Origin of the sequence: Providencia sp. PROV141 (genome assembly GCF_028481645.1) — a bacterium.
GTDB lineage: Bacteria > Pseudomonadota > Gammaproteobacteria > Enterobacterales > Enterobacteriaceae > Providencia > Providencia rettgeri.
The window spans coordinates 14063-35866 of the sequence record NZ_JAMPPR010000034.1 but is presented as its reverse complement, the minus strand read 5'-3'; the positions used below and the strand labels follow the sequence as shown (position 1 = coordinate 35866).

The following is a 21804-nucleotide window of genomic DNA, read 5'->3' as shown; positions in this document are numbered from 1 at the left end:
ATCTTTTGTTATTTTAATAACTGTATTTTCGCACTGACTCAGAGGCACTATGCAGTTATCTCATCACAACACGCTAGACAGCAGCTATGATCCATTGACAGCTAAAGCCATTGATTACGTCATTCTCATTAACAGAGCGTCACCGAGACGTTTACAGCGCCATTTTCGGATAGGATTTCATCGCGCTGAACGAATCATTAATCAACTTGAGTACCTCGGTGTTATCACCCCGTTAAATCAATACGATTATCGTGAGGTTCTAGGGTATCCGACTCACCACCGCTCTTTCGATGCGTCAGCCTTTGCAGAACATATTGAGACAGCACAAACCCCATTATTCACTGAATTACCACTGGATACTCAATCCCTAGAATACCGTTGCTTGATTCAGGCTATTGTCTGGCAACGTATTGTAGTCTGGGTTGAAGAAATCGAGATCGAGGGCGGTACAACCAATATATTGAAATCTGTTTCGCCGTTTGAATACCTGATTGATACACACAGCGATGACATTTATCAGGACACGCTCCGCAACAACGCCAGTTCTTACCGCTTCCTTGCCACATTACGCCCTGAAACCCCGCTGGATGTGCTACGGCAACATGGACGCATCAGCAATCAGCCCTGTTGGAATCTACCTCGAATAGCACAAGAAGAATGGCAAGGTTTATGGGTACCGAATGAAGCAGGATGGGAAAGCCTAAGTGAGGAAAACATTCATCAAACAAGAGGAATTGGTGAGTGGCCTGACTTACCCCATAAAAGCATGAAACCGTTGATGCATGGGCTACAAGAGGATGGGGGGGACTATTTGCGATACTTGATTTATTGGAAAAGCCAGTTTTAATAGTCATAATCTTCAAGGCATAAATACACCTTATGTAACAACATTAAAATTTAAAGGAATAATATGAAATGTTTATCACTAATCATTGCTACAGCAACCCTTTTTCTATCAACTGCACAGGCAGCAAACTCACCCTTTAAAAATCCTGCAGAATACAAAAGCAAACATGGAATACTGGAAATCACACCAAGTAAAAACGATGCTGCAAAGTTCGATTTCCAGATTAATGCCAATATTGATATGTATGTCTGTGAAGCTGAAGGCACTGCCTATATCACAGAAAGAGACTCATCTTCAGATAGTTGGAATGCCACTGCTTTAGTCCGTACAGATAATGATTTCGGTGAACAATATTGCAAAATGGAGTTTTCTAAAGATAAGACAGGAAAAATAGCAATCAAAACAAATTTTGGTTGCACTGCGCAATGTGGTGTAGGAGCTGAAGGCGCAATGGATGACATATATAGAAAATGATAGCTAAATACCCGCGCGGAAGGAAATAGTACTACACTATAGGTCTGAGAATTTCCCCTCGCTAAGTGGAACTAGGTCTGGCTTACTCTATATGTTGTCCTTACATAACTGCCATATGTCAATAAACAGCAAGTGTAGCGGTATTAGACGCAGCTATTTAGTCTTAAACATTTCAATTGAGCTCGTTTTGCTGTATGTAAAACCAGTAAAAAGTGATAAAATCATTATTGCGTTAAATTATTGAACATTTATAATAAATTTATCGGATAGGAGGTGTTTGTGCAAAAAAACACATACAACAAAATAGGTCTATACATCCTATCTTTATCTATGCTGTTTATTTTTATTATTCTCTTGAGTGCCAAAATTCCATTTTGCTTTACTTCGAATTGTAGTTTTATAGGATTAAAGAGTCTTGCTTTAACAAACATTGTACCTATTGTTTGCTTTATATTTTTTTTAATTGGCATTTATTTCTATAAAAGATTTAAAAATATAACAAAATATAATGGGCTAGATAGCGTTAAAATAACCTCATGTCAAAGTGAAAGCTATGAAAGCTTAACATTCCTAGCAACATATATTGTACCTTTTATGGGATTCAGTTTTGAAGATATGCAAAAAAATATAGCATATCTTTTGCTTGTAATAGTAATAGGCATTATTTTTATTAAAACAGATAAGTATTATGCAAATCCCACCTTAGCTCTTTTTGGCTTCAAACTATACAGAGTTGATATAGTACACCCAGGAAGCGGTGAAACAAAGAACTTGATCGCTATTTCAAATGATACATTAAAAGTGGGCGATAATGTTTATTATAATTTTTTTGATGAATTTGTTTTTATAGCAAGGAAAAAGATATGACTATTCAGCAGTTAAAAGAAAAAACCGCAAAAATAATTGATAATTTCAGTGGAATTAGAGTTGTATTTACTACTACTACCAATGAATTAAAGCTTTCCAGAATTGAAGGTAGTGCATTAGATAGCATAGCTGCTGGATTTTTAGATAAAATCAAAGAAGACATTGTTGATAATGAAGACCTCACATCCCCTTTACTATCTAATTTTGACGATAGAAAAAATGCCTTGTTTAAATTCGATTATGAACAATTTCCCGAAGAATTTGAAAAAATCATTCAGGCAATTGCAATCCCCCCGAACTCACAAGATTACTATAATCCTTTAAATAAATTCACAGATGTAAAAGGAATTATAATTTTAATAAGCGGGGATAATAAATGCTTAGCTCTTTATAAAAATAAAACTAACCTTACAGTATTAAAAAATAGCAGAAAACTTTTCAACCTAGTCCCTGATCCTGATGGATACTTGAAACAACTGCCTAATGAAATATTACGGTTAGATTTCAACTATGACCTATTTTCAATTGATGAAGTTTTTTACATTAAAAACCATAAAACACTTGAAACTCAAATGAAATTTCACAAAGTAATTGAAGCTCAAGCAGTTATTGCTTTAGACTCTCTACGAAATTCATTACTAATTGAAGACATGTCAGGCTTAGAAAAGAGTGCAAAAGAAATTTCATTCGCTAGAAAATTAGCAAAAATATCTAAGCACTCCCCTGTTCTGGGAAAGATAGATGCTCAAACAATTATCAATTATGTATCCCAACATAAATATTTATCATCATTACTACAGATTAATAAAGCGGGAGATAAACTATTAATTAAAACAAAGGTATCACAGAAGCATTTTATTAAGCTCATGAGCGATGATTATTTACAATCAGAATTAACTAAAATAATATATATGAGCATAGCGAAAGACAGATTGGATGAATGAAATTATTTAAGTACAAGTGACAGGTATTATAAGCTCTTCGTAAAAATATTTGTCACTCAGACTACTCATTCGCATGCATAGTTATTTATGCTAAATACACTATATACTAAGCTGTGTCCCGTAACTATTTTTTGTACAATTTAGTACTGTTATAGTGGTGAATACGTCATTTTAAGTTCTGATGATTGTTTAAAAAACATTCTAAACTGAAGCGATTTTTGCATTTTACAAGAGATTTACACAGCTTTCCTAAACATGCAGATAGGTTAAAAGACACACCCTAATACCGATGTCACAATACCGCGTCTTGCTTGATAATCAAATTAACTACGCCACTTAACAATCAACTCCTGAGCAATTTTTTTACCTGCTTTAAATTTACTTTCAGAAATTGGATGAGGATAAAATTGCTCTATCTTTTTAATGGACTGTACATCCGTAACATTGTCACAAGAGAAAGTTTTCTCGTATAAATGACATACCCCCCATATAATACTTTGAATTTTATCAAAATCCCTCACAGTGGTTATGCTTGCAAGATAATTATTCTTTGAGCTTTCATCATACAATTCTAACGCAGACTGAATACTACCATAAATATTATTAGGTGAATTTATTGGATATACTACAGTATGGTCACTAAGGCTATAACTCGCCAATATAAAATCAGAGTCAACTTGAATAATATGATTGATAATCACAGATTTTTCAAACAACTCATTCAGGCCGAGTTGTTTTAGTTGCTCATGTGTTACATATTGAAAATCTTGATTACAAATTTTATATAGCTCCCCTATTGATTGAATGATTTTATCAATATTTGGTATAACATGTTTTTCTGTAAAATATCCCCATAGGTTCTGTTTTATCGGATATGCACGAAGTTCTTTTAATTCTACATAGCATTGAGTTTCCACATTCTTAATGACGTCAATTAATGGAGCTTGAATAGGCTTAGACTCTGAATCGTTAATTACATTAAGAATATAAAATATATGTGATTCTGATAGATTAAATTGCATTGTCACAATATTCTTTATTGACTCGCGAAGTTTATATAACCGCTTGATAAAATCCGCATGTGATAAAATAAAGGTATAATATTTTATATAAAGGGATAGTGATCCACTAAGCAAAACTGAAGGACTAATTTTAACATCTAAATTATTATTACTCCGATGACCAAACTCTTTCCTATTTCCAAACTTCCGCCGTTGAAAAGCAATTTCATCAGGTTTTATTTCAAAGTTTTGGGCAAAAATACCTTTCAAATCATCTAGTTTTTTCTTACCTCCATACATACTTTTTTTATCTCTCAGTCCAATATTTTCTATAGCAGGATAAGTATCTATGATATGTTTAAAATATGCTTCTTGAGATAATTTACGGTTATTCTTAGTATGTGAGTAAGCCTGTGCTAATAGCATCTCTCCCAAACTAGAAATATTTTTAGCTGACCACTTATCAGTAAGAATATCTCGACCAGATTGGTACTTTATATTCTCAAGAGCATTAATAAGTGATTTCCTGAATGTCACTCTATCTCGATTATAATATATGTGAATAGCTCCATCATCTATATTCTTCTCTATTCTTACCCGATGCTGAAAAAAATGATTTCCCTCGCGAAAATGTGTTAATAATGAAAAATTCTCGGTAACTAACTTCACATCCTCTTCAGTGACAGACTTAAATCCTTTAGGCTTACACGCTATTTGCAAAAACGCATTGAGCAAGATATCTGGTTGTAAATGTTCTCGTACTACTTTTGAAAGATAAAATGGTGGCCAAGGGAGTATCAATTTCATTTTCAAATCCTTTGCTGCAAGCGCAATATCGGCCCCATCAGTGAAACAATATATCGACTTAAATAATAATAATTCTACTTGAGGATTCCTTTCAATAAAGTATTGAAATAATAACAGCCGAATGTCTTCATGAATTTTTGGCAGGCAGCTATAGTAGTCATTAATAAATTCGTCTATCAATTCAATATCACTAGGATACAACATCACCCCTGCATTATAGAAAACCCCCGCTTCAAAAATTTTTTTTAACACTAAATCACCTCCCCTCTCGCCTTTTTAAATCCTAATTGCATTGTAACTCCCATTTCTCTAATTCAGATGCAATTTTAATTGCCTACCACAATATAGCCTTCACTTCAAGTCAATAGAGAAAAAATAAGTCGGTTCGAATTATGTTTTCTAACTCAGTAATCTATCTCTACCGAAAACGCCAAATGGCTCAATGATACATTGGAGGCAGTATGCACGATAATAATAGCATAGATAAAAAAAACTCATCAATTATACACCAGAACTGGGAATTTATTCCGGCCTCAGATGGAGTTAATGACGGGAGTGACGATTACAAGAAGGGGCTTTGTGATGGTATAACGATTGGTGTGAGTGTTGGTTATAACGTCGCCCTAAAACGTGTTCAGGAACTCATTCCTGAACACTTAGAACAAACAATAATGGAACTACCTGATATTAAAAAAGCGCTGTCAGAAGGATTAAGATACGGGAGCTCAAGTTGTGGCAGAGCACTTGTTAAACACTATCGTTACAAAAAAATATAGGAGATATCTCAAATAAGCTTATGACGGTGAGTTGATAGGCCCTCTTCTCACCGCCATAATCACTTAAGTTTAACTGATAGATAAAGTTAAATTATCCAAATGATCCGCCCACTTCTGCAACCATACTTTGCATTCACTCTCATAACCATATAAATCATACGTTCCTTCTATACCGCTACGTGAATGCCCAAGTATCGCCTCACCGACTTCATTAGGGCAACCTAATTTAGCCAAACCAGTACGCACGGTACGGCGTAAATCATGAGGTGACCAATCGGGGATATCCAACATCTTGCCTTCTTTACGTAAACGCCATGCGCATTCTGTTAGATATTTTTGTTGAATCGGCAACTTTGTAACTTGAGAGGGAAAAAGATACTTATCGGAATTCATTCGCATTGATTTCAAATAGGTGACTGCTTGATCAGGTAATTGCACGTGTCGTTCAATTCCTGTCTTAGTTTCTCTTAAATGAACAGTGCCTTTTTCAAGATCCACATCATCCCAAGCCATTGCGCACACTTCACCGGTTCGACAGCCCGTCCAAAGAGTTAAACGGAAGACATTTTTCACAACATTGGTATAAGCAGAACTTGGCAACCACGCTAAAAATTTCTTGAGTTCATTATCATCTAGATAACGAGTACCTTTATTACTGGTTAGTTTAAAGTTAGCTTGCTGCAAGCTCGATTTTGCCAATAAAGCTGGATTAGCGAAATTATCTTCGAAATACTCTAGACCGATTGCAAACTCATAGGCTGCCGACAGTTCACGCAATACATTACCTGCTTGAACCTTAGCGCCTCGTCCATCAATTTCACGCACAAGCTCTATCACATTTTTTCGGGTTACTTCATGAGCCATAAGCTCACCTAAAACACGAACAACATCGGCTTCAAGCATGCGACGAACTTCCTTTTGCCCTTTCTTCTTTCTTGAGCCAAAAATAATTTTACCGTCTTTACCTTTACGATCTTCGATATGCTCAACTAAATAAAGCTCAACAAGTTCTTTTACTGTTAACTGTGTTTTTTGCGGCTGGAGTTGTTCTTGTTTTTTATATTGCTTTTCTTCTTTTAGCTCAGTGACAGGGCATCGACCTAATTGACGTAACTGTTTCAACTCTTGTAACTTAACTCTCGCTTCACTTAATGAAGTTTGAGGAAAATTACCGATCTTTAGCTGTACAAGTTTATGTGTAACTGGGCTACTATAACGGTAGAAAAATGTCTTAATGCCTGTTGCGCCACAAAATACACGTAAACCTGTATTTTCACCTGTATCAGACCTATCTTTACTATTAGGTTTCATTGCCTCAATGGCTTTCGTTGATAAGGGTTTTGCTGGCTGCTTTTGGCTCATAAGTGTTACCTTGTTTAGCGCTGACTATAAGATAATTAAAGATTTTTAGTGAAAAGTGTAGGTTGTCAGTTTTGTTATGCCCATTATACCATATCACCACCAAAAACCTACACTTTAACCTACACTTATATATGGGATTCTGTGATATTTTATAAGATATAATGAGATCTTATGAGACAATTAAAAAACATAGAATCAAGTTAATTCAATAAGTTAATATAGATAACCCCATGACTGACAGCCAAAATTTAGAATCCCACACACCAATGATGCAACAGTATCTAAAACTAAAAGCACAACATTCAGACATACTGCTATTTTATCGCATGGGTGACTTCTACGAACTGTTTTTTGATGACGCTAAAAAAGCGTCTCAATTATTGGATATTTCCCTCACTAAGCGGGGGCAATCTGCAGGGCAGCCGATCCCTATGGCCGGTGTTCCCCACCATGCTGCCGAGGGTTACTTAGCCAAATTAGTACAAATGGGGGAATCCGTCGCCATTTGTGAGCAGATTGGCGACCCAGCTACCAGCAAAGGGCCGGTTGAGCGCCAAGTCGTACGTATTGTCACCCCAGGGACTATCACCGATGAAGCGCTATTAAACGAAAGGCAAGACAACCTGTTAGCCGCAGTATGGCAAGACCAGCAAGGTTTTGGCTTCGCAACGTTAGATATTACCTCTGGCCGTTTTATTATTAGTGAAATCGCCGACGAAGAAGCACTGCAAGCTGAACTGCAACGCACCCGCCCTGCTGAGCTTCTGTATCCAGAAGACTTCGCCAGTATGGCATTAATAGAACACAATAAAGGTTTGCGCCGACGCCCATTGTGGGAATATGAACTTGATACGGCAAAACAACAGCTGGGTTTGCAGTTTGGAACGAAAGACTTAATTGGCTTTGGGGTTGAAGATGCCCATAAAGCGCTCAGAGCTGCGGGTTGCTTATTGCAATACGTGAAAGATACACAACGCACGTCACTGCCCCATATTCGCAGTATTGTGATGGAAAAACAAAATGATAATGTCATTTTGGATGCAGCAACTCGTCGCAATTTAGAGATCACCCAAAACCTTGCAGGGGGCACAGAAAACACACTTGCCGCCATTTTAGATAAGTGTGTGACTCCGATGGGTAGCCGTATGCTAAAACGTTGGTTGCATACCCCATTACGTAACATTCAAGTATTAAATAACCGCCAACAAGCTATCAGTGCACTGCAAGAATGCGGCTTTGAATTACAACCATTTTTACGTCAAATCGGCGATTTAGAACGGGTATTAGCGCGCTTAGCGCTGCGCTCCGCTCGCCCACGTGACTTAACCCGTATGCGTTACGCATTCCAGCAATACCAAGATATTCATCAAATACTGAGCCAATCGAGTAGTTCATATTTACAGGCTCTTCAAAATCGTATTGGCCAGTTTGATGAGCTACAAGACTTACTTGAAAAAGCCATTATTGATGCGCCACCTGTGTTGGTACGTGATGGCGGTGTTATCGCCCCAGGTTATAATAGTGAGCTTGATGAATGGCGCGCCCTTGCCGATGGAGCGACTGACTACCTCGATAGACTCGAAATACGTGAAAGAGAAAAACTGGGGATCGATACCCTAAAAGTGGGTTATAACGCTGTTCATGGCTACTATATTCAAGTTAGCCGTGGCCAAAGCCATTTAACACCTATCCATTACGTCCGCCGCCAAACGTTAAAAAATGCGGAACGCTATATCATTCCTGAACTCAAAGAGTATGAAGATAAAGTGTTGACATCAAAAGGAAAAGCGTTAGCTATTGAAAAAGCACTGTATGATGAGTTATTTGATATGCTATTACCTCATCTTGCTGCGCTGCAAACCAGTGCCGAAGCTCTCGCTGAGTTAGATGTCCTAGCCAACCTAGCTGAAAGGGCACAGACTCTAGGTTATGCTTGTCCACAACTCACTGAAAAACCAGGTATTCAAATTACTGAAGGTCGCCACCCTGTGGTTGAACAAGTCCTTAGTGAGCCGTTTATTTCCAACCCGTTATCACTATCACCACAACGTCGTTTATTGATTATTACGGGTCCAAATATGGGCGGTAAAAGTACCTATATGCGTCAAACAGCATTGATTACCCTGTTAGCGTATATCGGTAGTTTTGTCCCTGCAAGCAAAGCGGTGATAGGCCCAATCGACCGTATTTTTACCCGTGTTGGAGCCTCTGACGACCTTGCATCTGGTCGTTCAACATTCATGGTCGAAATGACAGAAACCGCGAATATTCTTCATAATGCAACAGAGAATAGCTTAGTACTAATGGATGAAATTGGTCGCGGAACTTCAACCTATGACGGTCTTTCCCTTGCTTGGGCTTGCGCCGAAAACTTAGTTAATAAAATCAAGGCAATGACCTTATTTGCAACGCATTATTTTGAACTAACAACACTACCTGAAAAACTTGAAGGCGCGGTCAATATTCACCTCGATGCTATTGAGCACGGTGATACCATTGCCTTTATGCATAATGTTCAAGATGGCGCCGCCAGCAAAAGCTATGGCCTTGCTGTCGCTTCTCTTGCGGGTGTACCAAAAGATGTGATTAAACGGGCAAAACAAAAGCTTAAAGAACTCGAAGTTATCTCAAACAATGCCAATGCGAGTCATGTAGATAGCGCCCAGCTTAGTTTTTTAACCACAGAAGATGCAGAACCCTCACCTGTACTCAGCGCATTGGAAGGGATTGACCCAGATAAGCTCACACCCCGCCAAGCTCTAGATTGGATCTATCGGTTAAAGGATATGGATAAGTAGCATGGATGAATACGCACAGTTACTTGCGCCAATCCGCCAGTTTCTACAATGTGAAACGCCTGATTTGTGGGTAGAAAAGGCCAGTTTGCCTGAGAACTTGCCCATTATTTTAAAAGATCATCTGTTATGTGAATTAAAAGCTGCGCAAAGTGCGATGTTTTTAATTCGCAAGTATGCTGTTGATAAAGAAAGTGCAGCAGTGTTACTTGAGTGGTTTAAACCTTATGAATCATTTGCTTATGACAGGGTTGGTGACATCCATACATTAAGAAACAAAAATCAGGTTTCTAAACAAATATTGGCAAAAAAACAGTCACCTTATAGCCAAGATTTAATTGATAAGATGGTCTTGCTGATCAAAGAAGAGCTTCATCATTTTTACCAAGTTTTAGAGATTATGCATGAGCGTAATATTCCATACGATGGTATCACTGCGGGGCGTTACGCTAAAGGGTTGTTAAGTCATATCGACCCACACGATCCAAAAACCTTAGTTGATAAGCTAATTATTGGTGCTTATATCGAAGCACGTTCTTGTGAGCGCTTTGCTAAACTAGCCCCATTTCTTGATGAACCGCTGGCAAATTTTTATATTTCGTTATTACGCTCAGAAGCTCGCCACTATCAAGATTATTTGCACTTAGCACAATTAATTAGCAAACAAGATATTACTGAGCGAATTAATTATTTTGGCACTATTGAAGCAGAATTAATTTCGACACCTGATGATGATTTTAAATTTCATAGTGGGCTCCCCATTAACTAAGTTCATTCTTTATTACTCATAAATAAAAGGCCCCTATAAACCTTAGCTTATAGGGGCCTTTAGCTATCTAATTAACACCTTACATATTAAATAGCGACTCTAGGGTCAACTCTTCACCATGTAAAATATCCTTTAATCGCTTTAAACCTTCAACTTGGATCTGGCGAACACGTTCTCTTGTTAGCCCAATTTCACGACCAACTTCTTCCAGAGTCTCAGCTTCATAGCCTAAAAGCCCAAAACGTCGTGCCAAAACCTCCCTCTGTTTTGGGTTCAATTCATATAACCACTTAACAATATTATCTTTTAAGTCATTATCTTGAATTGTATTTTCTGGACCTGAATCATTATCATCAGACAATACCTCAAGCAAAGATTTCTCTGAGTCCCCTGCAATTGGTGTATCAACAGATGTGATACGTTCATTTAAACGTAACATCCTACTGACATCTTCAACAGGTTTATCTAGCTGCTCAGCGATCTCTTCAGGGCTTGGCTCATGGTCCAACTTTTGGGCTAATTCACGTGCAGTACGAAGGTAAATATTGAGTTCTTTAACGATATGAATAGGAAGGCGAATAGTTCGAGTTTGGTTCATGATAGCGCGTTCGATCGTTTGACGGATCCACCACGTTGCATACGTTGAGAAGCGAAACCCTTTTTCAGGATCAAACTTTTCAACTGCGCGAATCAACCCAAGGTTCCCTTCTTCAATCAAATCGAGTAATGCAAGGCCTCGATTATTATAACGACGTGATATTTTTACAACGAGACGAAGGTTGCTTTCTATCATACGCTGTCGTGATGCAATATCACCACGCAATGCACGTCTTGCATAGAAAACTTCTTCTTCTGCTGTAAGGAGTGGTGAGAACCCAATTTCACTAAGATAAATTTGAGTGGCATCCAGAACACGCTGATTTGTGTTCTGGAGTAAATCCATTTCGTCATCTAGCTCAGTAACCAGATCCTCTTCTTTAAACTGACTCTCGTCAAAAGTGTCATTTAAATTACTTTCATCGAGGTCATTATATAACTCGTTAACTTTCAGCGAACTTTGGCTCATCAGTGACTCCTACCCTAGATAATGCGGACAGAATGTCAAAGCACTCTGCCCAGTTTATCGTTGCGGCAAATAGCGCAACGGGTTTACTGATTTTCCCTTGTAACGAATTTCAAAGTGTAATCTAACTGAACTGGTTCCAGTACTACCCATAGTCGCTATTTTTTGACCTGCAGTGACGTCCTGCTGATCACGCACAAGCAATGTATCATTGTGAGCATAAGCACTTAGGTAGTCATCGTTATGTTTTATAATTATTAGATTTCCGTATCCACGCAAAGCATTACCTGCGTAAACGACTTTTCCTGGCGCAGCAGCGAGCACAGCTTGACCACGAGAACCGGCTATGTCTACCCCTTTGTTCCCGCCTTGAGCGTCAGAGAAACCTTCAATCATTTTCCCTTCAGCTGGCCAACGCCATTTTATTGACGAATTATTTGTGCTACTGACTGCGGTAGAAGCGGTTGTTGTCGAGGTTGTTGTTGTCGTTGAAACTTGCGTTGCAGGTTTCTTATTATTAGGCAACATCTTACCTGAAGTTTGACCACCACTATTTGCAGGATACTCATTAGTTGTTCGAAGATCAACCGCTTGCTGATGACTATTTGATGAATTTGCGGCTAATTGAGTGCTCGAGTTCACATTTGTGTTACCAATATTAATAACCTGTCCTACATTGAGGCTGTATGGTTCTGGAATATTGTTTCGCGATGCTAACTCACGGAAATCATTACCTGTTAAGTATGCAATATAGAATAACGTGTCACCACGCTGAACCGTATAACTATTACCGTTATAGCTGCCTTTTGGAATACTGCCATAGTCACGGTTATAGACAATGCGCCCTTCACCATTGGTTGTTACTGGTGCTGAGCTACGACTTACAGGTTGTGTATTTGAATTATTCGATATATTAGGACGAGACGACGGCATTGCCGTGCTCATACCCGTATTTGGTGACGAGGCCGGTGTCGTCCTTTGCACCGTTTGCTGGCGAGACTGACTATCATTCACACTCGAAATAGGTGCTGCTGTATGATACGGTGTAGAACAACCAGCCAATAGCGCTCCGCTAAATGAAAAGATGACGGCCCATCGAATTCTGCTTATAGGGCTAACAATTTTCATGCTTCTTCTCCCGTGAAGAAAAATCTGACGTGACAATTCAAAACAATGTCAGCAATAGAGTTATCATAAAATATTTCACTTATTAAAGCAGAAATACAAAATAGTGAACAAGTTAAATATATTAAAAATATAATAAATTGAGAGTATGACCTAACGGTTTAAGCTATTCTCTCAAATTCAGTTGGGTAAAGTATCATATTTAGAATGGTTTTACTGCTATTTGAGTTAATGAAACCTTTGCAATGATATTTTATTTAAACCCATTATAAAAATAGTCAGGCTTTTATTAAATACCATTGCAAGTAGATTAAAGAAGATCGCCAGCGATCAATGGGACAAAACGAACTTTTTCGATAACATTTGTATGGTAATCATTACCTCGTCGGGTAATTAGCTTTAGTGCTTGTTCTTTATCACCGACAGGTAGAACCATTCGCCCACCGTCTTTTAATTGCCCTAATAGCAGAGTCGGTATTTCTGTTGGTGCTGCGGTAACAATGATGGCATCAAAGGGCCCTTTTGATTGCCAACCTTCCCAACCATCACCATGACGAGTTGAAACATTGTGTAAATCAAGTTGCTTCAAGCGCCGTTTGGCTGCCCATTGCAAGCTCTTCACCCGCTCAACAGAAAAAACATGCTTAACCAAGTGGGCCAATACTGCGGTTTGATACCCTGAACCTGTCCCTATCTCAAGAACGTGATCATCCGGTGCTAAAGCCAATAGCGCTGTCATTTTAGCAACAATATACGGCTGTGAAATAGTTTGCCCATGACCAATAGGTAATGGGATATTGTCATAGGCTTTATGGGAGAGCGCTTCATCCACAAACCGTTCCCGAGGAACAAGTGAAATGGCATCTAATAGGCGCTCATCGTGAATTCCCTGTTGGCGTAATTGAGCCAAAAGTTCTTTCATGAGCCCTGTTTTCATTTTACTGACACTCCTGATTTTTCGAGCCACTCTTCCACTAATGAGTGTGCTTTATAAGCGGTTAGGTCAACTTGTAATGGCGTAATTGAAACATACCCATTTTGCACAGCCTCAAAATCCGTTCCAGGACTGGCATCACGGATCTCCCCAACTGGCCCTAACCAATACAATGTATTCCCTTTTGGGTCCTCTAGGCTATACACCTCAGAGGCAGCATGACGGCTGCCACAGCGAGTGACTTTGATACCTTTAATTTCTTCGTACGGGATATCTGGTACATTTATATTTAAGATATTCCCTGCACGCAATGGGTTCTTCTGTAAGAGCGCAAGAATATCGCATGTCACTTTAGCCGCACTTTCATAATGCGTTTCCCCATCTAACGATACCGCAATTGAAGGTAAACCTAAGTGACGGCCTTCAGTTGCCGCTGCAACAGTACCTGAATAAATAACATCATCCCCTAAATTAGGGCCGCAGTTGATACCAGATACAACAATATCAGGGCGTGGACGTACCACTTTATTAACCCCAATATAGACGCAATCCGTTGGCGTTCCCTCTTGTACAGCAAGGTCACCATTACTTAGCGTTTGAATTTTAAGTGGTTTATCTAATGTTAATGCATTCGAAGCCCCACTACGATTGCGATCAGGCGCAATCACCTGAACATGATAATATTGGCGTAGCGCTGCCGCAAGAGTTTGAATTCCCGGCGCATTTACCCCATCGTCATTACTCAATAAAATCTTTAGCATCGACATTATCCTGCCCATTTTGATTAATAATTTCTCTCACAACACTGGTCGCAAAACAACCCGAGTTTAAGAAAAAATTCAGTTTTACCGTCGAGTCGTCCAACCATTCCCATTGTAAGTTTTGGGGTTTAGTTATCACCGCTCGTCTAGCTGGAGAAACTCGTTCACGCTGCATTAAAGAGATAAAAGGTTGATAATCAACTAAACACTGAGTTTCAAATGCCAGTGCTTCATCCTGAGTACCCAACTCCCCATCACCCGGTAATGGCGCGGTAATGCTTAATTCGTTGGACTCCAGGCGAGGTTGCAATGTAGCAAACTCATCTTGTGTCGCGACAAACCAACTTCCCCTGCCAGTTAATTGCAATGCGTCTCCCAACATCACGTGTTGAGCGGTATTATTTGCAATACGTTCGCTTGCCACATGGTTAAACATTGCACTACGAGCAGCTGAAAGATAGAAGCTACGCTTGTTGCGTTCACGTACGTTGATTTCTTGGTTTGCCCAACGTAACGCTTGCGTTAAATTTTGTCCATCACGCCCAAAGCGTTGTTCACCAAAGTAATTAGGCACCCCTGATAATGCAACTTTCTGTAAACGCTGTTCAACATCTTTTGCATCCGAAATATCACGCAACGTTATTTCGAACTGGTTTCCTTTCAAGGAACCAATACGTAATTTGCGTTTTTGCCGAGTGACAGCCAGTATTCGGCAGCCTTCGAGTTGCCAAGTCGAAAAAACAGGCGTTTCTTTGCCTGGCATTTGCAGGCAAAACCACTGCTCCGTTACTGCATGCCTATCTTTTAAACCGGCGTAACTGACAGCCCTCGCTGAAATTTTAGCAAATTTTGCTAGTTGCTCAGCAACAAATACTGTATTACAGCCTGTTTTTTCCACACGAACCATAACGTGTTCGCCTTCGCCATCTAGCTCAAAGCCTAAATCTTCTTTGACGATAAAATCTTCAGGGACACTTTTTAACGAGCCAGAAGATAATGGCTTACCATGCAGGTACTGAACATTCATTACTTTCATTACTATTATCTTTTATTAAAAGAACAACCGCAGCACAGGCAATGCCTTCTTTACGCCCCACAAAACCGAGTTGCTCTGTTGTGGTCGCTTTTGCATTAACATCATCCATGTGGCACTCAAGATCTTCGGCAATATTCACACGCATCTGAGCGATATGTGGCAACATTTTTGGCGCCTGAGCCATGATAGTAATATCAATGTTACCAATGCGATACCCTTTGGCACGCACATGGCAAAATGCGTCTCTCAATAAGACTCGGCTATCGGCTCCTTTATATGCAGGGTCAGTATCAGGGAATAATTTACCAATATCCCCCAGTGCAGCAGCGCCGAGAATTGCATCGGTTAACGCGTGTAAGACCACATCACCGTCAGAATGCGCGAGCAAACCTTGTTCATAAGGGATACGCACGCCACCAATGATGATAGGGCCTTCGCCACCAAATTTGTGTACGTCAAAACCGTGTCCGATTCTCATTTTTTTTCCTTAGTTGTTCATTCTTGAAAGATAAAATTCCGCTAAAGTGAGGTCTTCTGGGCGTGTCACTTTTAAATTATCAGCGCGGCCAGCAACTAACACCGGTTGGTGGCCGCAATATTCTAGCGCAGAAGCTTCATCGGTGATCACTGCGTTTTCTTTCAAGGCTTTACTTAGACAGTCCCGTAATAATATTAACGGAAAAAATTGTGGCGTAAGGGCATGCCATAACGCTTCACGTTCAACTGTGTGGTCAATTAATTGGCCAGCTGTTGAACTACGTTTCATGGTATCGCGCACTGGGGCAGCGAGGATCCCACCACAACAATTTTGTTCCGCTGCTAATTGAATAATTTCATTTAAATCTGATTGATGAAGGCAGGGACGCGCGGCATCATGCACTAATACCCAGCAATTTGAAAATTGGGGGTTAGCAATTAAAAAATCCAGCCCCGCTAATACTGAATCAGCACGTTCTTTGCCACCAACAACCGTCGCCACCCGAGGGTGATTAGAAATTTCAAGCTGTTGAAAATAATCATCTTCTGCACTCAACGCAACCACAATTTCTTGCACTTTATCATTTTCTAGTAATGCGCTTATGGTGTGCTCAATGATTGTTTTACCTGCAACCTGCAAGTATTGTTTTGGGCACTCTGCATTCATACGGCTACCTACCCCAGCAGCAGGAATCAGTGCAACAATTTGCGGGAGATTATTTTGTGGGGCATGGTTTGGATTTGTCATTGTTGAATTCTTACATCAGAAATTATCAGGCTAATGGGTATACTATTTTGACATCATATTACTGTGTCTATTTCTGGTTATTACTTTCTTTAACCATTCGATAAAATGACTCTCCAGGTTTGATCATCCCAAGCTCTGTTCGGGCTCGTTCTTCAATCGCATCTTGGCCATCATTTAAGTCGTTGATTTCAGCGAATAGCTGTTCATTACGCATTTTTAAACGCGAATTTACAATTTCCTGAGCGGCGACATCATCTTTGACTTGTACGTAGTCATGTATGCCATTTTTGCCTAACCATAAGGAATACTGTAACCAAGCTAATATCGCAATTAATAGTAGCGTTAATTTACCCATCTTGCCCCCTGAAATGATTTGCTAATCATCCCATAACTCAACGATTGACGCTACTGTGATACTAAAATTGTGATAAAAAGTCAGATTAAGTCGGGTTTGAATACGCAAAATACCGCCTTATTTTACCATCGGATAAAATAAAGGAGGTATTTAAGCTGTATTAATAATCTAGCTGAATGACATGATTGCGCAATAAAAGCGCAATAATTTGGGAAAGAGAATCCGAAATGGGTTGTTGTCCATCCAGATGCAACTCAGGCTGTTGAGGTATTTCATAAGGGGAATCAATCCCCGTGAATTGTTTTATTTTTCCTTCCCGCGCTTGTTGATATAACCCCTTGGGGTCTCGTTGTTCACAGATACTTACGGGTGTATCCACGTACAACTCAAAAAATTGCTCGGGTTCAAACAAGTCACGAACTGTCTGTCTATCCGCTTGGAAAGGCGAAATAAATGCTGTCGCAACAATTAACCCTGCATCGACCATTAACTTCGCCACCTCCCCCACTCGACGAATATTTTCTTGCCTATCGGCCTCATTAAACCCTAAATCACGGCATAAACCATGGCGAATATTATCGCCATCCAATAAATAGGTTTTCATTCCCATGGACGTCAATTGGTGCTCTATTGCCCCTGCTAATGTCGATTTCCCAGAACCGGATAACCCGGTGAACCACAACACAGCACCTTTATGGCCATTATTACTTTCACGTAATTGGCGAGTTACTTGGTGTTGGTGCCAAACAATATGGTTGTCTTTTGTCATCCGTATTATTTCCCACCCAATACATCACGCGCACCCCAATGTGGGAAATGGCGGCGTACTAATTTGTTTAGCTCAATTTCAAACTCACTAAAATCACTGGATTGTTCAAAAACAGGGGCTTGTGTTTCGCGAACTAAACCCGCGCCAACCGTCACATTTGTGAGCCTATCAATAAAAATCATTCCGCCAGTGTCTGCATTGCGTTGGTAGTTTTCCAGTAACAATGGCTCATCAAAGGAAAACTCGACTAAACCAATTCCATTCAACGGCAGCTCTGTCGCTACTTTCTGGGTTAAATTATTGATATCAACTTGGTATTGAATATTTTCCACTTTTGCCCGACTGCGTTTTCCCGCAATTTTAATATCAAGTTGTTGGCCTTGAACTAACGGCTGTTCAGACATCCACACGACATCGACAGAGGCATGCTGCGTCGTTTGTAAGGTTTCATTTTGTGCAACAATTAAGTCGCCACGACTAATATCAATTTCATCCTCAAGCACTAATGTAATCGCTTCCCCCGGTACAGCAAAATCTTGTCCCCCTGAAAAAGTCACAATTTCTTTAATTGCTGAAGTGGCGCCTGATGGCAACACTTTGACCTTTTGACCCACTTCCACGATCCCTGCTGATAATGTCCCGCTGTATCCGCGAAAGTCTAAATTTGGGCGGTTCACATATTGCACAGGGAAACGCAAAGCTTGCTCCGAAGCTTTTTGTTCCACTTGAACATTTTCCAATATCGACAATAGCGTATCACCTTGATACCACTTAAAATTATCGCTAGCATTTACAATATTATCGCCATCTAGGGCTGAGATAGGTACAAACCATACCTTTAAATCCACAGGCAATTCCATTGCAAACTTTTGGTAATCCTGCTTTATTTTTTCAAAAATGGCTTCACTGTAATCCACCAGATCCATTTTATTGACGGCAACAATAAGATGGCGGATCCCAAGCAATGTACTAATAAAACTATGGCGACGCGTTTGTTCCTGTACCCCTTTTCGAGCATCGATCAACAAAATAGAAAGTGAGCAAGTGGATGCCCCTGTCGCCATATTGCGCGTATATTGCTCATGGCCGGGGGTGTCCGCAATAATAAATTTGCGTTTTTCTGTTGAAAAATAACGATAAGCCACATCGATGGTGATCCCCTGCTCGCGCTCAGCGGCAAGGCCATCCACCAGCAAAGCAAGGTCAAGTTTTTCCCCTTGAGTCCCTATCCGCTTACTATCACTTTGCAAAGTTGACAGCTGGTCTTGGTAAATTTGGCGAGTATCATGCAGTAAACGGCCGATTAAAGTACTTTTACCATCATCCACATTCCCGCAGGTTAAAAAGCGTAATAATCCTTTATGTTGCTGCGCCAATAAATAAGGTTCTACACCACCTTGCTGTTCGATTTGATGAGCGATTGATTCATTATAAACGGCTTGTGCCATGATTTTTCTCCTGACTTTGCGTATTAACCTTGCCCACTAAAAATAACCTTGGCGCTTTTTCAACTCCATCGAAGCGGATTGGTCGCTATCAATCAGCCGGCCCTGTCGCTCACTCGTCGTAGAAATCAACATTTCTTCTATAATCTCAGGCAGCGTTTGTGCTTCTGATGGCACAGCTCCCGTCAGTGGCCAACAACCTAATGTTCTAAAACGCACTTTTTGCTGACTAATGACTTCACCTGCTTGTAGGTCAATACGGTTATCATCCACCATTAACAAAGTGCCGTCCCGCTGAATAACTGGCCGTTCTTTTGCAAAATACAGGGGAACAATATCGATGTTTTCCAAATAGATATATTGCCAAATATCGAGTTCTGTCCAATTTGATAGCGGGAAAACACGAATACTTTCCCCTTTATTGACCTGCCCATTATAGTTATGCCACAGCTCAGGCCGCTGGTTTTTAGGGTCCCAACGATGAGATCGATCACGAAAAGAGTAGATCCGCTCTTTTGCGCGTGATTTCTCTTCATCACGACGAGCACCGCCAAATGCAGCATCAAAACCATATTTATCCAAAGCCTGCTTTAAGCCTTCGGTTTTCATAATATCGGTGTGCTTAGCACTGCCATGTACAAACGGGTTGATCCCTAGCTTTTCCCCTTCAGGGTTACGATGAACAAGTAGCTCAAAACCATATTTTTCTGCTGTTGCATCACGAAACTCGTACATTTCACGAAATTTCCATCCCGTATCAACATGTAAAAGAGGAAATGGCAGTTTTCCCGGATAAAATGCCTTGCGTGCTAAATGCAGCATCACAGAGGAGTCTTTACCAATAGAGTACAGCATGACTGGGTTAGCAAATTCGGCGGCAACTTCACGAATGATATGAATACTTTCTGCCTCTAACTGCTGTAAATGAGTCAATTTTTTGTCGTTCACGATAGCCCCTTACTTAAGCCAGTTCCAATACGGCACTGCGCCATCTGATGTCTTCGGTTTGAGAACCAAACCACGCGAGTTGTTGGTGTAATGCAGCCACTTCACCAACCACTATCAAAGCAGGAGCGGGTGCCTGCTGTGCTAATACTTCAAGCTCGTTTAATTTGCCAGTCACTACTTTTTGTTCACGCCTAGTGCCACAGCCGATAACAGCAACAGGGGTATTTTCAGCACGGCCGAATTGAATCAACTGTTCGCTGATTTTCGCAGCCTTTACGGTGCCCATATAGATAGCTAACGTTTGGTTCCCTCGAGCAAGCGCTTGCCAATCAAGTTCCATTCCATTCTCACGGCAATGACCCGTAATAAACGTAATGCTCTGTGAATGCTCACGGTGAGTCAGCGGTACCCCCGCGTAAGCGGCTGCACCAATCGCCGCGGTCACACCTGGAACCACTTGAAATGGGATCCCCGCTTGTACCGCTACTTGTAGCTCTTCTCCCCCTCGTCCAAACACAAATGGATCGCCACCTTTAAGGCGCACCACTTTTTTACCTTGTTGAGCAAATTTCACGATCAAAGCATTGGTTTCTTCTTGGGAAACACTGTGATTTCCTGCGCGTTTCCCAACACAAATTTTGTCAGCATCGCGACGAACCAGTTCGAGTATTTCTTCACTCACCAGATGGTCATACAAAACCACCTCTGCACTTTGTAAAACTCGCAACCCTTTTAACGTGAGTAGCCCCGCATCCCCCGGACCGGCACCGACTAAGATTAATTCGCCATGGTTATCCGGCTCATACAATTGACGTTCCAATTGTTGTTCCGCTTCACTGAATTGCCCTTTTTCGACTAGCGAAGCAAAACGTCCACTGAAGCTTTTTTCCCAGAAGCGCTTTCTTTCACGCATACTCGTTAGTGTTTCTTTGACTTTATGACGCCAGCGGCCGGCTATTTCCGCCATTTTTCCCAAGGAGGTTGGTAGCATCGTTTCCAATTTTTCTCTAAGTAAACGAGCCAAAACAGGTGCTGTTCCTCCCGAAGAGATCGCCACTATCACCGGAGAACGATCAATAATAGAAGGTACAATAAATGAACATAACGGTTGGTCATCAACCACGTTAACGAATATTTTCCGTTCATTAGCGTCATAGAAAACGGTTTCATTCAGTAATGCATCATCTGTTGCTGCGATAACTAAAAAAGCATCATCTAAATGAATAGATCGGTAATCTTCAGCTAACCAAACAAATTTATTTTGTTGGTGCTCCGCTTGTAACTGTGTACATAACGTCGGTGAGATGATCACTAAGTCAGCTTGTGCTTTTATTAGCAATTCTGCTTTTCGAGCTGCGACCACACCGCCGCCAATTAACACGACCTTTCGTGCGCGGACATCGACAAATAACGGTAAATAATCCATCTTGCTCACCCATCGTTATATAAACTGATTATAAGAAATATAAAATTGACTATATGGTTTCAAACAACAGGTTTG

The 21804-nt window shown here is 40.3% G+C and carries 21 protein-coding genes; 7 read left to right on the top strand and 14 right to left on the bottom strand.

Translation table 11 applies throughout. The features are described 5' to 3' along the window. Window positions 1-49 precede the first annotated feature (49 nt). The 4 genes from PSF09_RS19125 to kwaB all read left to right on the top strand — a co-directional run bounded on the left by PSF09_RS19125 (window position 50) and on the right by kwaB (window position 3132). The gene (locus tag PSF09_RS19125) at window positions 50-847 is read left to right on the top strand and encodes a DNA translocase FtsK (protein WP_272684340.1); all 798 of its coding nucleotides are present in this window, start codon (window positions 50-52) and stop codon (window positions 845-847) included. A gap of 63 nt (window positions 848-910) precedes the next feature. After that, window positions 911-1321: a hypothetical protein gene (locus tag PSF09_RS19120; protein ID WP_272684339.1), complete on the top strand. Its 411-nt coding sequence runs from the start codon at window positions 911-913 to the stop codon at window positions 1319-1321. A 279-nt stretch (window positions 1322-1600) separates the two neighbouring features. Further along, a complete protein-coding gene (kwaA, locus tag PSF09_RS19115; protein WP_336298954.1) occupies window positions 1601-2188 on the top strand; it encodes an anti-phage protein KwaA in 588 nt (195 codons plus the stop codon). Then, complete coding sequence (kwaB, locus tag PSF09_RS19110; protein ID WP_048608184.1) at window positions 2185-3132, top strand: anti-phage protein KwaB; 948 nt, start codon at window positions 2185-2187, stop codon at window positions 3130-3132. The genes kwaA and kwaB overlap by 4 nt, the downstream gene beginning before the upstream one ends. A gap of 323 nt (window positions 3133-3455) precedes the next feature. Here the strand turns inward: kwaB and PSF09_RS19105 are convergent, their stop codons facing one another. Then, window positions 3456-5192, bottom strand: coding sequence for a hypothetical protein (locus PSF09_RS19105; RefSeq protein ID WP_272684338.1), 1737 nt, complete (start codon window positions 5190-5192; stop codon window positions 3456-3458). Between the two features lie 209 nt (window positions 5193-5401). Here PSF09_RS19105 and PSF09_RS19100 point away from each other — a divergent pair, with 209 nt between their 5' ends. Next, window positions 5402-5716, top strand: coding sequence for a hypothetical protein (locus PSF09_RS19100; RefSeq protein ID WP_048608188.1), 315 nt, complete (start codon window positions 5402-5404; stop codon window positions 5714-5716). Between the two features lie 69 nt (window positions 5717-5785). Here PSF09_RS19100 and PSF09_RS19095 read toward each other — a convergent pair whose 3' ends face one another. Further along, window positions 5786-7078, bottom strand: a complete 1293-nt coding sequence (locus PSF09_RS19095; RefSeq protein WP_272684337.1) for a tyrosine-type recombinase/integrase — start codon at window positions 7076-7078, stop codon at window positions 5786-5788. 230 nt (window positions 7079-7308) lie between these two features. Here PSF09_RS19095 and mutS point away from each other — a divergent pair, with 230 nt between their 5' ends. Further along, on the top strand, window positions 7309-9876 hold the full coding sequence (mutS, locus tag PSF09_RS19090; protein WP_272684336.1) for a DNA mismatch repair protein MutS: 2568 nt from the start codon (window positions 7309-7311) through the stop codon (window positions 9874-9876). A 1-nt stretch (window position 9877) separates the two neighbouring features. Then, on the top strand, window positions 9878-10642 hold the full coding sequence (miaE, locus tag PSF09_RS19085) for a tRNA isopentenyl-2-thiomethyl-A-37 hydroxylase MiaE (RefSeq protein ID WP_272684335.1): 765 nt from the start codon (window positions 9878-9880) through the stop codon (window positions 10640-10642). A gap of 79 nt (window positions 10643-10721) precedes the next feature. Here the strand turns inward: miaE and rpoS are convergent, their stop codons facing one another. From rpoS to cysG, 12 genes are all read right to left on the bottom strand, one after another. After that, window positions 10722-11708: an RNA polymerase sigma factor RpoS gene (rpoS, locus tag PSF09_RS19080; RefSeq protein ID WP_102140104.1), complete on the bottom strand. Its 987-nt coding sequence runs from the start codon at window positions 11706-11708 to the stop codon at window positions 10722-10724. 54 nt (window positions 11709-11762) lie between these two features. Next, window positions 11763-12833 carry a murein hydrolase activator NlpD gene (nlpD, locus tag PSF09_RS19075; RefSeq protein WP_272684334.1) on the bottom strand — a complete coding sequence of 357 codons (1071 nt, stop codon included), beginning with the start codon at window positions 12831-12833 and terminating at the stop codon, window positions 11763-11765. Between the two features lie 307 nt (window positions 12834-13140). Further along, the gene (locus PSF09_RS19070) at window positions 13141-13767 is read right to left on the bottom strand and encodes a protein-L-isoaspartate(D-aspartate) O-methyltransferase (RefSeq protein WP_004913875.1); all 627 of its coding nucleotides are present in this window, start codon (window positions 13765-13767) and stop codon (window positions 13141-13143) included. Further along, window positions 13764-14525 (bottom strand): 5'/3'-nucleotidase SurE, encoded by a 762-nt coding sequence (gene surE / locus PSF09_RS19065; protein ID WP_004260729.1) that lies wholly within the window; start codon window positions 14523-14525, stop codon window positions 13764-13766. The genes PSF09_RS19070 and surE overlap by 4 nt, the downstream gene beginning before the upstream one ends. Beyond that, window positions 14503-15561, bottom strand: coding sequence for a tRNA pseudouridine(13) synthase TruD (gene truD / locus PSF09_RS19060; RefSeq protein WP_272684333.1), 1059 nt, complete (start codon window positions 15559-15561; stop codon window positions 14503-14505). Before truD ends, surE begins: the two co-directional genes overlap by 23 nt. Further along, on the bottom strand, window positions 15527-16039 hold the full coding sequence (ispF, locus tag PSF09_RS19055) for a 2-C-methyl-D-erythritol 2,4-cyclodiphosphate synthase (protein WP_004260732.1): 513 nt from the start codon (window positions 16037-16039) through the stop codon (window positions 15527-15529). Before ispF ends, truD begins: the two co-directional genes overlap by 35 nt. A 9-nt stretch (window positions 16040-16048) precedes the next feature. Beyond that, window positions 16049-16786, bottom strand: a complete 738-nt coding sequence (ispD, locus tag PSF09_RS19050) for a 2-C-methyl-D-erythritol 4-phosphate cytidylyltransferase (RefSeq protein WP_272666470.1) — start codon at window positions 16784-16786, stop codon at window positions 16049-16051. Between the two features lie 67 nt (window positions 16787-16853). Continuing rightward, window positions 16854-17141, bottom strand: a complete 288-nt coding sequence (ftsB, locus tag PSF09_RS19045; RefSeq protein ID WP_004260736.1) for a cell division protein FtsB — start codon at window positions 17139-17141, stop codon at window positions 16854-16856. A 160-nt stretch (window positions 17142-17301) separates the two neighbouring features. Beyond that, complete coding sequence (cysC, locus tag PSF09_RS19040; RefSeq protein WP_272684332.1) at window positions 17302-17910, bottom strand: adenylyl-sulfate kinase; 609 nt, start codon at window positions 17908-17910, stop codon at window positions 17302-17304. A 5-nt stretch (window positions 17911-17915) separates the two neighbouring features. Continuing rightward, the gene (gene cysN, locus PSF09_RS19035; RefSeq protein WP_272666468.1) at window positions 17916-19358 is read right to left on the bottom strand and encodes a sulfate adenylyltransferase subunit CysN; all 1443 of its coding nucleotides are present in this window, start codon (window positions 19356-19358) and stop codon (window positions 17916-17918) included. 36 nt (window positions 19359-19394) lie between these two features. Further along, window positions 19395-20303 carry a sulfate adenylyltransferase subunit CysD gene (gene cysD / locus PSF09_RS19030; RefSeq protein WP_004913887.1) on the bottom strand — a complete coding sequence of 303 codons (909 nt, stop codon included), beginning with the start codon at window positions 20301-20303 and terminating at the stop codon, window positions 19395-19397. 13 nt (window positions 20304-20316) lie between these two features. After that, on the bottom strand, window positions 20317-21729 hold the full coding sequence (gene cysG, locus PSF09_RS19025) for a siroheme synthase CysG (RefSeq protein ID WP_272666467.1): 1413 nt from the start codon (window positions 21727-21729) through the stop codon (window positions 20317-20319). Window positions 21730-21804 lie beyond the last annotated feature (75 nt).

Coding starts and splice junctions, on each gene's coding strand:
- PSF09_RS19100 (WP_048608188.1), top strand. CDS start 5,402: ATGCACGATAATAATAGCATAGATAAAAAAAACTCATCAATTATACAC.
- nlpD (WP_272684334.1), bottom strand. CDS start 12,833: ATGAAAATTGTTAGCCCTATAAGCAGAATTCGATGGGCCGTCATCTTT.
- ispF (WP_004260732.1), bottom strand. CDS start 16,039: ATGAGAATCGGACACGGTTTTGACGTACACAAATTTGGTGGCGAAGGC.
- PSF09_RS19070 (WP_004913875.1), bottom strand. CDS start 13,767: ATGAAAACAGGGCTCATGAAAGAACTTTTGGCTCAATTACGCCAACAG.
- mutS (WP_272684336.1), top strand. CDS start 7,309: ATGACTGACAGCCAAAATTTAGAATCCCACACACCAATGATGCAACAG.
- kwaB (WP_048608184.1), top strand. CDS start 2,185: ATGACTATTCAGCAGTTAAAAGAAAAAACCGCAAAAATAATTGATAAT.
- PSF09_RS19125 (WP_272684340.1), top strand. CDS start 50: ATGCAGTTATCTCATCACAACACGCTAGACAGCAGCTATGATCCATTG.
- miaE (WP_272684335.1), top strand. CDS start 9,878: ATGGATGAATACGCACAGTTACTTGCGCCAATCCGCCAGTTTCTACAA.
- cysG (WP_272666467.1), bottom strand. CDS start 21,729: ATGGATTATTTACCGTTATTTGTCGATGTCCGCGCACGAAAGGTCGTG.
- ispD (WP_272666470.1), bottom strand. CDS start 16,786: ATGACAAATCCAAACCATGCCCCACAAAATAATCTCCCGCAAATTGTT.
- PSF09_RS19095 (WP_272684337.1), bottom strand. CDS start 7,078: ATGAGCCAAAAGCAGCCAGCAAAACCCTTATCAACGAAAGCCATTGAG.
- cysC (WP_272684332.1), bottom strand. CDS start 17,910: ATGACAAAAGACAACCATATTGTTTGGCACCAACACCAAGTAACTCGC.
- truD (WP_272684333.1), bottom strand. CDS start 15,561: ATGAAAGTAATGAATGTTCAGTACCTGCATGGTAAGCCATTATCTTCT.
- PSF09_RS19120 (WP_272684339.1), top strand. CDS start 911: ATGAAATGTTTATCACTAATCATTGCTACAGCAACCCTTTTTCTATCA.
- rpoS (WP_102140104.1), bottom strand. CDS start 11,708: ATGAGCCAAAGTTCGCTGAAAGTTAACGAGTTATATAATGACCTCGAT.
- cysN (WP_272666468.1), bottom strand. CDS start 19,358: ATGGCACAAGCCGTTTATAATGAATCAATCGCTCATCAAATCGAACAG.
- surE (WP_004260729.1), bottom strand. CDS start 14,525: ATGCTAAAGATTTTATTGAGTAATGACGATGGGGTAAATGCGCCGGGA.
- ftsB (WP_004260736.1), bottom strand. CDS start 17,141: ATGGGTAAATTAACGCTACTATTAATTGCGATATTAGCTTGGTTACAG.